At 44.2% G+C, this 12,675-nt stretch carries 16 protein-coding genes; 7 read left to right on the top strand and 9 right to left on the bottom strand.

The annotated features are described in order from the left end of the window. Nucleotides 1-91: 91 nt before the first annotated feature. Both AC1DN5_RS02550 and AC1DN5_RS02555 read right to left on the bottom strand, forming a co-directional pair. Complete coding sequence (locus AC1DN5_RS02550) at nt 92-610, bottom strand: YwhD family protein (RefSeq protein ID WP_016937589.1); 519 nt, start codon at nt 608-610, stop codon at nt 92-94. A 12-nt stretch (nt 611-622) separates the two neighbouring features. Further along, nucleotides 623-1,282 carry a site-2 protease family protein gene (locus AC1DN5_RS02555; protein WP_003151043.1) on the bottom strand — a complete coding sequence of 220 codons (660 nt, stop codon included), beginning with the start codon at nt 1,280-1,282 and terminating at the stop codon, nt 623-625. Nucleotides 1,283-1,387: 105 nt separating this feature from the next. Between AC1DN5_RS02555 and AC1DN5_RS02560 the strand changes: the two genes are divergently transcribed. Continuing rightward, the gene (locus AC1DN5_RS02560) at nt 1,388-1,576 is read left to right on the top strand and encodes a 2-hydroxymuconate tautomerase (protein ID WP_003151042.1); all 189 of its coding nucleotides are present in this window, start codon (nt 1,388-1,390) and stop codon (nt 1,574-1,576) included. Nucleotides 1,577-1,614: 38 nt separating this feature from the next. Here AC1DN5_RS02560 and AC1DN5_RS02565 read toward each other — a convergent pair whose 3' ends face one another. Continuing rightward, nucleotides 1,615-2,034 carry a MarR family transcriptional regulator gene (locus tag AC1DN5_RS02565; protein WP_003151040.1) on the bottom strand — a complete coding sequence of 140 codons (420 nt, stop codon included), beginning with the start codon at nt 2,032-2,034 and terminating at the stop codon, nt 1,615-1,617. Between the two features lie 366 nt (nt 2,035-2,400). Between AC1DN5_RS02565 and AC1DN5_RS02570 the strand changes: the two genes are divergently transcribed. Next, entirely contained in the window at nt 2,401-3,780 is a 1,380-nt protein-coding gene (locus tag AC1DN5_RS02570) for an APC family permease (protein WP_016937587.1), read from the top strand. 63 nt (nt 3,781-3,843) lie between these two features. Here the strand turns inward: AC1DN5_RS02570 and AC1DN5_RS02575 are convergent, their stop codons facing one another. The 3 genes from AC1DN5_RS02575 to AC1DN5_RS02585 form a co-directional block, all read right to left on the bottom strand. Next, nucleotides 3,844-4,344 (bottom strand): YwgA family protein, encoded by a 501-nt coding sequence (locus AC1DN5_RS02575; RefSeq protein ID WP_007407653.1) that lies wholly within the window; start codon nt 4,342-4,344, stop codon nt 3,844-3,846. Nucleotides 4,345-4,383: 39 nt separating this feature from the next. Further along, nucleotides 4,384-5,685: an HD domain-containing protein gene (locus AC1DN5_RS02580; protein WP_016937586.1), complete on the bottom strand. Its 1,302-nt coding sequence runs from the start codon at nt 5,683-5,685 to the stop codon at nt 4,384-4,386. A gap of 159 nt (nt 5,686-5,844) precedes the next feature. After that, entirely contained in the window at nt 5,845-6,069 is a 225-nt protein-coding gene (locus AC1DN5_RS02585) for a YuzB family protein (protein ID WP_003151034.1), read from the bottom strand. A 202-nt stretch (nt 6,070-6,271) separates the two neighbouring features. On the opposite strand from AC1DN5_RS02585, the gene AC1DN5_RS02590 reads away from it, so the two are divergent. From AC1DN5_RS02590 to AC1DN5_RS02610, 5 genes are all read left to right on the top strand, one after another. After that, nucleotides 6,272-7,045 carry an RsfA family transcriptional regulator gene (locus tag AC1DN5_RS02590; RefSeq protein WP_366969860.1) on the top strand — a complete coding sequence of 258 codons (774 nt, stop codon included), beginning with the start codon at nt 6,272-6,274 and terminating at the stop codon, nt 7,043-7,045. A 261-nt stretch (nt 7,046-7,306) separates the two neighbouring features. After that, nucleotides 7,307-7,621 carry a PadR family transcriptional regulator gene (locus tag AC1DN5_RS02595; RefSeq protein ID WP_012118696.1) on the top strand — a complete coding sequence of 105 codons (315 nt, stop codon included), beginning with the start codon at nt 7,307-7,309 and terminating at the stop codon, nt 7,619-7,621. Continuing rightward, nucleotides 7,622-8,176: an HAAS signaling domain-containing protein gene (locus AC1DN5_RS02600; RefSeq protein WP_366969861.1), complete on the top strand. Its 555-nt coding sequence runs from the start codon at nt 7,622-7,624 to the stop codon at nt 8,174-8,176. Between the two features lie 97 nt (nt 8,177-8,273). Then, nucleotides 8,274-9,194: an ABC transporter ATP-binding protein gene (locus tag AC1DN5_RS02605; RefSeq protein WP_366969862.1), complete on the top strand. Its 921-nt coding sequence runs from the start codon at nt 8,274-8,276 to the stop codon at nt 9,192-9,194. Further along, on the top strand, nt 9,191-10,144 hold the full coding sequence (locus AC1DN5_RS02610) for an ABC transporter permease (RefSeq protein WP_366969863.1): 954 nt from the start codon (nt 9,191-9,193) through the stop codon (nt 10,142-10,144). The genes AC1DN5_RS02605 and AC1DN5_RS02610 overlap by 4 nt, the downstream gene beginning before the upstream one ends. Here the strand turns inward: AC1DN5_RS02610 and AC1DN5_RS02615 are convergent. Genes AC1DN5_RS02615 through AC1DN5_RS02625 form a run of 3 tightly spaced genes read right to left on the bottom strand, consistent with a single transcriptional unit; the run spans nt 10,134 to nt 12,650 of the window. Further along, nucleotides 10,134-10,970, bottom strand: coding sequence for a hypothetical protein (locus AC1DN5_RS02615; RefSeq protein ID WP_366969864.1), 837 nt, complete (start codon nt 10,968-10,970; stop codon nt 10,134-10,136). The genes AC1DN5_RS02610 and AC1DN5_RS02615 overlap by 11 nt on opposite strands. Then, nucleotides 10,961-11,758: a hypothetical protein gene (locus AC1DN5_RS02620; RefSeq protein ID WP_366969865.1), complete on the bottom strand. Its 798-nt coding sequence runs from the start codon at nt 11,756-11,758 to the stop codon at nt 10,961-10,963. The genes AC1DN5_RS02615 and AC1DN5_RS02620 overlap by 10 nt, the downstream gene beginning before the upstream one ends. Beyond that, complete coding sequence (locus tag AC1DN5_RS02625; protein ID WP_016937576.1) at nt 11,727-12,650, bottom strand: DUF6895 family protein; 924 nt, start codon at nt 12,648-12,650, stop codon at nt 11,727-11,729. Before AC1DN5_RS02625 ends, AC1DN5_RS02620 begins: the two co-directional genes overlap by 32 nt. Nucleotides 12,651-12,675: the final 25 nt, after the last annotated feature.

Consider the following 12,675-nt stretch of genomic DNA (forward strand, 5'->3'; position numbering starts at 1 on the left):
ACTTTCCATGTCCTGATTCTGTATCAACAGTTTACTCAGTAAAAATGTAAAATAGTGCAAATATTTATAAAGTTCACAAAAAGTTCACAAATTATTTTTCTTCCGGAAGCAGACCCGTCTTCAATTCATCAGATGAACGGTCCCAGAGCCCTTGGTCATGCTTCTGAAGAAATTCAGCAAGCACCTGCTTTGAGCTGTCATCCATTTTATCCACGATAATGCGGCGCTTCATTGATTTATCCATTAAATTCACATGCTCCGGCAATGACTTATAACCTCTGCGGATACTTCTGTCCACGGTCATTTCACAAGCCGTCACACCCGCGTAATAAGGGCCTTCTTCTTTTCTGTCAATGGTGACCCACACGAGCCAGTACGGTTTTCCGTTCGGCACTTCATCCTTGTTCGGCAGGAATTTGATCCCTTTTTCTACGACACTGCGGGCGTGCATGGCGCCGATATCGACGAAGGCTTCCTTCTCTTCCACATCGACAAATACCGGAGAAATATTGTCAAGGCTCAGCGATCCGGCGCCGAAACCGCCATGTCCGTCGGTCGGATCACTTTTAATGATATTAAATCCGATTGTTTTTTTCTTTTTTTCTTCCATGAAAATACCCTCCTACAAAAGCGGTTGAAATATAATGGCAAAAACCTTGAGAATCCAGTCTCTACCCTCGCTTAACAGCGGCCACACGACATAGGAGCCGACCGGTGTCACAAACAAAACGAGAAACACGATGATCCCGTAGCTCTCAAATTGAGTCATTTTCGCGCGCACCCGCGGCGGCACGAGATCCTCAATAATCCGGTAGCCGTCAAGCGGAGGAAGCGGCAGCAGGTTGAATAAACACAGTGCGAGATTCAGCTGAATCCAAATAGAGAAAAAGCGGTCAAGCCCCATGCTGAATGCCGAAAGCAGCTCCATTCCGTAAGCATGCATCAACACTAGCAAAAAGAAACCGATAAAGGCAAGAAGCAGGTTGCTTACAGGCCCGGCGACGGAAACCAGCACCCCGGCCAGCCGCGGTCTTTTAAAGGCGCGGCGGTTCACCGGCACCGGACGGGCCCAGCCGAAACCCGCGACCAAAATAAGAATGGTTCCGAAAACATCAAGATGTTTAATCGGATTGAGCGTTAATCTTCCCTGTCTCGCCGCTGTATCATCACCGAACCGATACGCGACATACGCGTGCGCCAGTTCATGCATCGTAAATGCCACGATCAGCGTAATGACGACATAGGGCATAAGCTCCAGCGGATAATATAAAAATCTGTCCAAATGTAAAAATCCCCTTTTTTTAAAAATGCAAGATTGTCCTTCATTCAGTATACTATAAGTGATCTCTCTTCCAAAGAGAGGAAACGATAAAGGAGGATCAGCACCATGCCGCTCGTAACCGTTAAAATGCTTGAAGGCCGCACAGATGAACAAAAACGGAATCTGGTTGAAAAAGTAACAGAAGCCGTCAAAGAAACGACAGGCGCAGCCGAAGAAAAGATCATTGTCATGATTGAAGAAATGAGAAAGGATCATTACGCCGTCGCCGGCAAACGGATCAGCGATACGGAGTAATCCTTGATAAAGGCCGGCAATGCTGTACGCAGGCCGGCTTATTTCACAACCTTTTCAACCAGGCTGAAAAAGATTTTCTTTTCTTCCTCTGTCAATGCTTCGAACAGTTCGTCAATCAGCAGCTGCCGGTTTTCAATCATTTGCATGGCCGCCATTTTTCCCGATTCGGAAAGCGTCATCCATACCGTGCGGCGGTCTTCGTTGTTTCTCGACCTTTCCACGAACCCTTCTTTTTCTAAATGATTGAGAGCGGTTGTCGTGGCGGAAGGTGATAATGTAACCTCCTGCAATATATCTTTAATCGTACACGTGCCGTGCCGGTAAATAATCCTCAGAATAAATCCTCTGATATTGTTGATACTCTTCGGAATTGTCGCCTCATCAAGCTTTTTCGTGCTCTTTAAATACTTTGTAAGAGCGTAATCCAGTACATTTGCTTGCAAGTTATCGTGCTTCATGCAGAAACTCCCCATTTCAAGATGCATCCATCATCATTTGTTAGTTTTTTATTACATTTTACTGATACCTTACGGAGAAAGTCAAAATTCCGGCCGGAATGCCCGCAACTTTTATCCTGCCTTGTCCAGACTTTTGTCTCCCTCTTTTTTACCATATCCTTTTATGCAATGCTGGTTTTATAGACACGATTCAGGTAAAATCATAAAGGTGGCTGATCTGATCGGATGCGGCAGACAATATGATTGGAAAAGAAACGAAACAGACAGGGAAACAGAACACAGGATTGTTGATTACACAGAAGATGTGACACGGGTAAAAGCCAAAGAGCTCCTCTTGGTTTTTGCTTTCGGATGGAGGGATGCGTGTTGCGGAATATCCTACAAAAAAAAGACATCACCCAGCTGCTTGAACAAAGCAGAAACAGGCAGACTGCCAAAACGATGGGTGGATTTGATTTAACATTACTGGGCATCGGCGCCGTCATCGGGACGGGTGTCATGGTCCTTACAGGCATTACGGCCGCGAAAAACGCCGGGCCTTCCGTTATCTTTTCTTTTATCATTGCAGCCGTTGTCTGCAGCCTTGCAGCATTATGTTACGCCGAAATCGCTTCTGTTCTCCCGGTTTACGGAAGTGCTTATATTTACTCTTACACGACGATGGGAGAAATTATCGGCCATTTAATGGGCTGGACGCTCTTATCCGTTTATATGGTGACGGCATCCGCGGTCGCAAGCGGCTGGTCAAGCTATTTCAATAATCTGTTAGCCGAAATCGGCATGCCTTTGCCGGACAGTCTGCTGCACGTGCCGAGCCAGGGAGGCATCGTCAACCTTCCTGCCATCATCATTACTCTATTAATTGCGGTCGTTCTGTCACGCGGCTCCAAAGAGAGCAAAACATTTAATAATATAATGGTTCTCGTAAAAATCGGAATTGTTTTGCTGTTTATCATCACAGGCAGCTTTTTTGTAAAGCCGGGCAATTGGCATCCTTTTATGCCTTTTGGAATGAAAGGCGTCATCACAGGGGCTTCTGCCGTCTTTTTTGCGTTTCTCGGGTTTGACGCGATTTCCGCTTCGGCTGAAGAGGTCAAAAAACCGCAGCGCAACCTGCCGATCGGCATTATCGGTTCACTGGTGATCTGTACATTAGTATACGTCATTGTCTGTCTCGTCATGACGGGGATGGTTCCGTATACACAGCTAAATGTGCCGGAAGCCATGTCTTATGTATTGCAGACTGTCGGACAAAATGCGGTGGCGGGCGTGATCGCTGCAGGAGCGGTGATCGGGCTGATGGCCGTCATTCTCGCGCATACGTATGCAGCGACCCGCATATCCTTGGCGATGGCAAGAGACGGAATGCTGCCGAAAGTCTTTACCATTGTCGGAAAGAAATCGGGAGCGCCGATCTTTAATACGTGGCTGATCGGACTGATCAGTGCATGCATTGCGGGTTTTGTTGATCTGAAAGAACTGTCGGATCTCTCAAACATCGGCGCATTGCTGACATTCGCCATGGTCAGTCTGTCCGTGCTGATTCTGCGCCGCACTCATAAGGATCTGCCTCGGGGATTTAAAGTGCCTTTCGTTCCCGTACTGCCGATTTTGGCCATTATCTGCTGTTTGTTTTTAATGGTCAATCTGCCGCTGAAAACGTGGCTTTATTTTGCCGCCTGGCTGATCATCGGCGTGATCGTTTACTTTTTATATTCGTACAAGCACAGCAAATTGAGACAATAAACAAAACCAGGCCCGCATGTTGCGGCCTGGTTTTTACATAAAAAAAGACGAAAGCCATCGCCTTTAACAAATGTGTTTCAGCTCTTCTATGTAGTGAAGCGCCTCATCATATTCTTCATCTGTATATTTCTGCTTGCTCTTTATCGTAAACACTTTCTCTTTCTTTTCCTCAGCTTCAAGGCCGTCAAAATACAAAATCGTAGACACCAGCTCCAGAAACCGGGATGAACGGCTGTTGACGCTGTCGATGTACTTCTTCATATCCGGCATCGTCAGCTCCGCGTGATGTAAAAACTCAGCGCCCGTCTCCGTCAGCGAATACCGGTATTGAAAGTAGCCGCCCTTTTTTTCCTTCACCTCATCCAGAAACCCAAGATTGCACAGCTCTTCAATTCGAAGCGTCAGTTCTTCGGAATACGGGCCGTAAAAATGAAAATCATATTTTTCGTAGAAAGGATACTGCATTTTCTTCGCGATATAAATGATTTTCTGCAGCTTTTTCCGCCCGATGATTTCTCCAGAATCCGAGAACACCTTCATCAGTTTTGCATGTTCTTTCAACAAATTCCCGACATCTCCTTTTCCTTCTTTACCAAAATCCTTTTATGTCAGTCCCAGCAGCTGCCGGATTTTTAATTTCGCTTCAGGGTTTTCTGAATCGTCAAAAATGAGGTCCATCGGATAGTACAGCTTATGATCCGTCCGCAGTTTCCCCGAAATGGATTCGACAATGGCGGACTGCCTGGACAGCTCTTTGATCTGGCCGTTCTGCGTTAACAGATGAATCGGCAGACGCTCCTCCTCTTCACCCGGTCGGTAAAAATCATACGGCAGATCCGATGAAGAATCGACCACCAAATAATAATTGGGATCAATTCCCGCCTCTTTAAACAGAGCAGTCAGTTCAAAATAAGCCGACATTTCCTCATTCGGGTTAAATTCGGCATACTGAAACAGCTGGCGGTTAATAAAGCGGCGGCACAAGTCGGACAGAATCTGATCCTCTTCATCCTCCCAAGCCTGGAAATAATATAAAATGATAGCTTCATCTAACTTCAGATAATCCTCAAGCGTCAGCTTCCCTTCAAAGATGGAATAAAAATGAACGGGAGCATGCGTGAAGATATACCCTTCTTCATGGAGCTGCTTCGCACGGTGGAGGATTTTCGTCAAAATGACTTCAGCGCTTCTCGTCACGGGATGAAAATACACCTGCCAATACATTTGATAGCGGCTCATAATATAGTCTTCGACGGCGTGCATGCCGCTTTGCTTAATGACGATCTGGTCCTCACGCGGACGCATCACCCTTAAAATCCGTTCCATATCAAAATGTCCGTAGCTGACGCCCGTATAGTACGCGTCCCGCTGAAGATAATCCATCCGGTCGGCGTCAATCTGGCTCGAAATCAGGCTGACCACCTGTTTGTTTCTGTATGTTTTAGCAATGACTTCTGCAACATCCTGCGGAAATCCGGGACCCGCCTTTCTGAGAACCTGATTCACCTCGGTATCGCCGAGAATAATTTCTCTCGTAAAGTCTTCATGATCCAGATGAAAAACCTTTTCAAAGGAATGCGAAAACGGCCCATGTCCCAAATCGTGCAAAAGCGCGGCGCTGAGACAGAGTTCGCGTTCATTGTCATCCCATTCAGGGCGCCCTTTAAAAACATCGTCAACCATTCTTCTGACAATCTCATAGACGCCGAGAGAATGGTTAAAACGGCTGTGTTCCGCGCCGTGAAACGTCAAATACGTCGTACCGAGTTGTTTGATCCGGCGCAGCCGCTGAAATTCACGGGTGCCGATCAAATCCCAGATCAGCTTGTCCCGCACATGTACATAGCGGTGAACGGGATCTTTAAACACTTTTTCTTCTGATAATTTTCCATTTGGATACGCCATCGTCATTCCCTCTTTTTTTTAGCCGTGATTCTATTATATCGGCTCAGTCTTTTGAAAACATCCTTGAATTTGTCCGGCGTTTTGTTCCACTTTTTCCGAAACTGATTTTTTTGAAGCAAAAAAGCCTGACCCATCGGGCGAGGCTGTCGAAACACACATTTACTTTTTGATCTTCTTTTTCACTTTCTCAATCAGCTCGTCCTCAGTCGGCGCCGACAGCGGGCGGTTGTTTACGAAAGCAAACGATTTTTTGCGTCCGGGCCCGCAATATGACTGACAGCCGACCTCCACTTTTGCATCCGGGTCAGCTTCTTTTAAACGCGGCAGCAATGTCTTAATATTGGTGGCTTGGCAATCATCACACACTCGGAATTCATTAGCCATGATGTACGCTTCCCTTCATTCAATGTTCCTCTATGTTAAATCTTAATTTTAAAAACGAAAAAAATCACATCACATCTCATTGTACAAGGATTCATCTTATCCTGCAAGGCTCTGCGTATCTCTCATTCTTTCAGCCAATTTGTATAAATATTTTCCAATCTGGACATTCTAATACCATCAAAGATATTGGGGGTTGAGAACATTGACAAAACAAAGACAGGACGCCTGGTCAGAAGAAAACGACCTGCTGCTTGCGGAAACCGTGCTCCGTCACGTTCGGGAAGGAAGCACGCAGCTGAACGCCTTTGAAGAGGTAGGCGATAAGTTAAACAGAACGTCGGCAGCGTGCGGATTCAGATGGAATGCCGTCGTCCGCCATCAATACGAAAAAGCGCTTCAGCTCGCCAAAAAACAGCGGAAACAGCGGATGCGCGCGCTCGGAAACGGACAGCCGGCCAAGAAGAAACTATTATATCAGCCGCCTGCTCCGGAAGCGGATATCATGCAGGAAACCGCAGCCGAAGAGACGGTTCAAGCAGAAGCGCCTAAAGAAGACCGGCAAGCCGTCATGTCCGGCGAACATATGCCTTATGTCGATGAAAGCTTCAAGGAAGAGTTAGCTAGTTTATCACATTTGCTGGCGCCTCAGCAGCCGAGCCAAAAGGCGGAGCTCACAATGGCAGACGTCATTCAATTTCTGCAGAGCTATGAAGGCAGCGGAAAGCAAACTTCCTCCCTGCAAATGGAAAATGACCGTTTAAAACGGGAAAACAAAGAATTGCAGTCTAAAACCGAGCAGCTGGAAGCGGCCGTCGAAAAGCTTGAAAAAGACCAAAAAACCATTCAGGAAGACTACGAAACCTTGGTTAAAATTATGAACAGAGCCAGAAAACTAGTTTTATTTGAAGAAGACGAACACGCCTCCCCGTCCTTCAAAATGGACCGGAACGGCAATTTAGAAAAAATGGCCGAATAACGGAAAAACCCCCTTTCCTTGTCATGGAAAAAGGGGTTTTTGCCATTTGTCAATGACGTACAACCTGATCTATATTAATGTAAACATTGTTCATGAGGTCTTCTTCCCGCAAGGCCTGCATAACTCGGTTCCCGCCCGCCCATAAGCATAAAGATTCAATTCCTCACCCCAAATGGTTCTTGGGAATTATTGCTTGATTTACTACTGTGCAATACACTGTATAGAGAATACAATTATTAGATATGATGGGAATGATAGTAAATGAGTAGCCAATTACGAAAAGGAGCGTTGGAACTTTGTGTGTTATCCCTGCTTCTTTATGAAGATTTATATGGTTATGAATTAATCAAGATCATAAGTGAAACGTTCCCTGTATCGGAGGGCACCATCTACCCCATATTACGAAGACTCACAAAAAATAACTATTTAAAAACGTATACAGCAGCTTCAGATCAAGGCCCGTCACGCAAATATTACAAAGTAACAGAAGAAGGCGCCTTTTATCATCACACATTAAAATCGGAATGGCTTGACCTGTCCGAAAAAGTGAACAGCATCATTAAGGAGGGAAAATGAATGTGTAAAGACCAATATTTAAAACATCTCCGGCGGGAAATCAAAGATCTGCCGGAATTTGAGCAAAAAGAGATACTCGCGGATATCAGCGAAATATTTGACATGGGCGGGGCTGAAGGAAAAAGCGATGAACAAATCGCCGGCAATTTAGGTAATCCCAAAACACTTGCGCGCACTCTAAAAGCGGATATTTTCATCAATAATGCCCAGGAGCAGAAGACATGGCGCTCCTTTTTCAAGGCATTCGGCCTGCTGCTGGGTATGGGCATGTTCAACTTCATGTTTATGCTGACACCGTTTCTTTTTGCCTCTGTTACGGTGTTAAGTTTGATGGCGATCGGCCTTATGCTGATGACCGGATCATTCTTTCTCCTCGTAAAAGTGCCGATTATAACAGCCATCTTTAACGGATGTATTGTCCTCGGAGCCGGTATGGCAGTGTTTATGGCCGGATTTGATCTTTCGAAACTGATATTCCGCATCTTTTTGCGCTATTTCAAATGGAATGTCAGCGTTGTAAGGAGGGAAACCATTGAATCGCAAAATGTGGTATAGCATTGCTCTCATTTTAATCGCAGCCGGTCTGATCGGAAGCATGTTCTTCGGTTTTGACGGCTTTTATCCTAATTCATAAGGAAGGTGTGCAAATATTATGACTGAACCGGCCCTGATATTGAAAAATGTTTCTAAAACCATCAATCATACTCCGATTGTACAGTCAATTTCTTTCGATGTGAGAAAAGGTGAGATTTTCGGCCTTCTCGGACCGAACGGCTCGGGAAAAACCACTATTTTCAGAATGATCGTACAGCTCATTAAAAAAACGGAAGGAACCATTTCGTTCAGGGGCAGACCGGACAGCGACTTTGAATATTTTATGAATCATATCGGGGTTATCATCGAAGGCCCGGACATGTATCCGAATATGACCGCTTTGCAAAACCTGAAATATTTCACCAGACTGCGGAGCACCTCGATGAAAACGGATGACCTCATGAATATCCTTGCAAAAGTCGGATTAGAGCAGGCTGCCCGTAAAAAAGTGAAACATTTCTCATTAGGTATGAAACAGCGCTTGGGGCTCGCTTATTCTCTTCTTCACAATCCCGGGTTATTAATTCTGGATGAACCGATGAATGGCCTCGATCCTAAAGGAATGAGAGAATTGCGCACCATTCTTTCTGATTTAGCGAAGCAAGAGGTTTCTATTTTATTATCAAGCCATTTATTATCTGAAATGGAGGAAATTTGCGACAGGGTTGCCTATATCAAAAAGGGCCGGATTTTAGGAATTGAAGAAATGAAGAAAAGAAATGACCCTGCCCAGAAAAAGCTGTTTACCGTCACGGTCAATCATCCTGAAAGGGCGAAAGAAATTTTGGAACAGGAAGGTATTCTTCAAGTAAAGCAAAAAGACAGCCGCATCATTGAATTGGAAGCGGAAGAAGATACCATCCCGTATGTTATTAAATCTTTGGCAGAGAAAGAGATTCTGATTTCCCGCGTTTCTGCAAGAACTCTGTCGTTGGAAGAAAAATACATGATGATTACAGATCAGGAGGACGCGGTATGAGCATATTTCATCTGGCGCAGAACGAATTCATAAAAATAACCCGAAAAAAAGGCACGCTTTTATCTCTTTTTTTCCTGTTTCTCATCGTTTTGCTGGCAGGCCTTATTATGAATCATGAGTTAGATGCTTCCTCGGATAACAATTGGAAGGAACGGCTTCTCGCCGAAAAAAAACAGGAAGAAATTGATAAACCGGCTGAAACGACAGGCGTTTATTATTCTGCTGATGTTAAGAATAAAGACTATTATTTAGAGCATAACATCAACCCCTATGAATGGAGCGGCTGGAGGTTTTTCGGCACGGTTACTTCAAACGGACTTGAGATTTTCGTAAGCTTAACCGCGATTTTAACCGTCTGCGGGGTTGTTTCTAAAGAGTTTGCCCTTGGGACGATTAAGTTTATCGCCACAAGCCCGAACCGAAGATGGCGGATCTTAGCATCAAAATTTCTCGCGTCCCTTCTGTTTACCGGTATGGTTTATTTGTTTTACTGTGTGAGCTGTTTGCTGATCGGCGGCGTGTTATTCGGTTTTTCCAATGCTTCATATCCGCTCGTCTATACTCATTTAAATGACAGTCTGTATACCATCAGTTCCTTAAAAGCATCCGGGATCATTCTTCTTTTGCGTTTCATTTCAATTATAAGTATTGTCACCATCGCGTTCACTTTGTCAGTATTGTTCAAAAGCCAAGCTCTCTCCCTTTGCTTATCCGTTTTACTGCTGTTTGCCGGCAGTATATTGGGCGGGACAGATTTGCTTGCTCAATTTACGTGGTATAAATTCACACTATTTCCGCATTTAAATCTCGTTGCTTATGTAAATAAAAACGCGGGTGATGCAATTTCAACGTTAAACATTCCCTATTCCGTGACGGTTATAGCGATCTACTTTCTTATTTGTTTATTGATTTCTTTTTCCGTCTTTCAAAGGAGAGACATTACAGCATAGACAGAGAGGCGGCGGCATAATGAGCGGACGGCAGAAAATACTGACGGTCCAGCAATTTGCCGCTGGCCTTCCCTTGATCCATCGCTAATGGATTCAAATAACCGAAGCTCCCGCTGCTTCGCTGCTGAAAGCGTAGAAATTCCCGCCCTTCCTGTATAAAAAGAGCCTCATCGAACCGAAGAAATTTCATAATGGCTGTGTATTTCGCAACGGCATCAATGTGATACTTTCTGCACTCGGCTAACATTAAACCTGAGAAAGCAAAGTCCGATGTTTTGTACCATTTTGTGAGAAAAGGCTGTAATTCTTTCATTTGCAAATAAGAGACGGCATAAAGGGCATCCGCCTGTTCTTCCTGCATGCCGCCCGGTGCCGTGAGCAAATCGGCCTCCCGTTTCATTGCAGTTTCTAAGAAAATGATCAGCTCTTCCGGGGTCACTGCCCCAAAATAAGCTGCTAACACCATGAGGATCATAGAGGCGGGCTCTGATTTCAGTTCCTCTTGTAAACCGCGGACCATTTGTTCCAGTCCGTTATGAAAAAAAATGCTTTTTGCGGCATCCATCCTGCGGTAAACATGATACGCATACGCGAACAGGACCGGGTGGCATTCATGTGTTTTTTCTCCGAAATAACGGTCTAGGAATAGAATAACTTCCTCTGTATCCTTTCTGCTTTCAAAATGATGACATGCCGCTAAACCGCAAAACAGGTGCATAAGGTCATCAGCTTCCATCTCTTCCGGCTGCAGCTGAAGGTTCTTCCAAAAACCCAGCAGCCATTCTTCTGTTTTTTTTATATTAAAATGTCCCTTTACTATCTGCATGTTCCACACTCCAGATTCAGAATCTCAATCGCCGGCAGAAGAGCCGGAGCACATTGAATGGATGGATTCCCGTTATTTATGTAATGAAGGGCTGCTTGACAGCCATAAAAAAAAGGATCGATACACGATTGGATCAATAACATAGTGCAAAGCTGTTTCATTTTTCGGCTGCTGAGACAAAACACAAGCCATTTTTGAATGGAAGCCTTCAAGCCGGGATGAAGCTGATGCTCCCCCTTATTCAAATGAAGAAGACAGTACTCAATAAACTCAAGCTCGTTTTCAGCTGTTCTTTTCCATGCGTCGCGGAGCAAAGGCTGAAACATCGAATTTTTGTAAAAACGGACTTTTTCCTGATCAAATGGCATTTCCAGTTCGTTCAGCAAACCGACTAATTCGGCGTATTTAAAATAAGGCCATTCTTTTTTTGTAAGATATCCGTTTTGCAATCCATGACGTATGATCTGATCATCCGCTTGCAATCCCTGCTTCTTTTTATAAGTTTTTGATGTTAAATAGATATGAATCAATTCATTGACTATGGCCGTATTGCAGTGAAACAGATCCTCCCAGCATGACTTATCAACGAAGGCTGCCGCAATCCTTTCAATATGTTCTTTTAGAACGGAAGAATGGCTCGTCTTCCTGTAGTATTTGCAGAAGCCGGCAAACAGCTGAATGCTCTTCATATCCGGAAGCGATTGTTCAGCAAAAGATAATAAAAATTGATCTGTCTCTTCAGCTAATCTGTTCAAGTTAATCGTTCCTTTCTGCTCTAAGACAAGCATGCGCGGCACCCGCGGCGACAAGTGTTGTATGGTAGCAGTGTTTAAACACATCTTCTCTTTGCTGTTCACCTTTTAAACCGGGTTTATGTTGATAGGTGATGCTCGGGATATTCCCTTCTTTCATTCGGCCCTGAAATATTTTATTCCAGGCTGCCTCATAGAGCGGTTTATGATTTTCTTTTTCCATGTCGATATGTAAAAAAGAGCTGCACATCAATAATTCACTGGTAATATCTAAATTCTCAAGACATATATAAATCCCGAGAAATTTCAGGACCTTTTCTTTTAAGGAGGGCAGATGATACTCTTTATCTGTAAGCGAAGAACATCCCATATCTGTTATATAAAAAATCGTATGAGTTATACTGTACGCATCATGGTCAGTCATATATGTATTTGGGATATTTTGACCGGCTGCCGTGTAGCAATATAAATCAGAAAAATCCGGCATTTCTAAATTTACGCCTGCTCTTTGCAGACTGTACTTCAGATCCATTTTTCGAAAAGGAATTTTAGCAAGGCTTTCATCAAAACGAGACGCCGTGAATTTTTCCAGCTCCCATATCACTGAAGCCCGTGTCGGGTGATCAGTTAAGACAAGAAATTCACCTGCAATAGCCAATCCGGCAAGGCCGTCCGGATCAAAATGAATAAATTCTTCAAGCTGATCATTACGGAGCCTTTCTGTAATAAATTCCGTTAAAACAGCAACTTCCTTATCATCTGCCTGATTTCTAATCAGGTAATTGGTAAGAAAAATAAGCTCTATAAATGTTTTAAGCCGCCATCTGAAATCGTTCGCTACTTTATGATTCATATCAAAATAATGGATATTCTCAACAATCCATGACAGTGCTCCCCGCTTAATTTCTCTTATATACTCCTGTGTCAAACTCTCACCGCCTTTTCTAAGATGC

The sequence above is a fragment of the Bacillus sp. 01N42_2 genome (assembly GCF_056399565.1).

Coding starts and splice junctions, on each gene's coding strand:
- AC1DN5_RS02550 (WP_016937589.1), bottom strand. CDS start 610: ATGGAAGAAAAAAAGAAAAAAACAATCGGATTTAATATCATTAAAAGT.
- AC1DN5_RS02560 (WP_003151042.1), top strand. CDS start 1,388: ATGCCGCTCGTAACCGTTAAAATGCTTGAAGGCCGCACAGATGAACAA.
- AC1DN5_RS02565 (WP_003151040.1), bottom strand. CDS start 2,034: ATGAAGCACGATAACTTGCAAGCAAATGTACTGGATTACGCTCTTACA.
- AC1DN5_RS02580 (WP_016937586.1), bottom strand. CDS start 5,685: ATGGCGTATCCAAATGGAAAATTATCAGAAGAAAAAGTGTTTAAAGAT.
- AC1DN5_RS02585 (WP_003151034.1), bottom strand. CDS start 6,069: ATGGCTAATGAATTCCGAGTGTGTGATGATTGCCAAGCCACCAATATT.
- AC1DN5_RS02595 (WP_012118696.1), top strand. CDS start 7,307: ATGAGTAGCCAATTACGAAAAGGAGCGTTGGAACTTTGTGTGTTATCC.
- AC1DN5_RS02600 (WP_366969861.1), top strand. CDS start 7,622: ATGTGTAAAGACCAATATTTAAAACATCTCCGGCGGGAAATCAAAGAT.
- AC1DN5_RS02605 (WP_366969862.1), top strand. CDS start 8,274: ATGACTGAACCGGCCCTGATATTGAAAAATGTTTCTAAAACCATCAAT.
- AC1DN5_RS02610 (WP_366969863.1), top strand. CDS start 9,191: ATGAGCATATTTCATCTGGCGCAGAACGAATTCATAAAAATAACCCGA.
- AC1DN5_RS02615 (WP_366969864.1), bottom strand. CDS start 10,970: ATGCAGATAGTAAAGGGACATTTTAATATAAAAAAAACAGAAGAATGG.
- AC1DN5_RS02620 (WP_366969865.1), bottom strand. CDS start 11,758: ATGCTTGTCTTAGAGCAGAAAGGAACGATTAACTTGAACAGATTAGCT.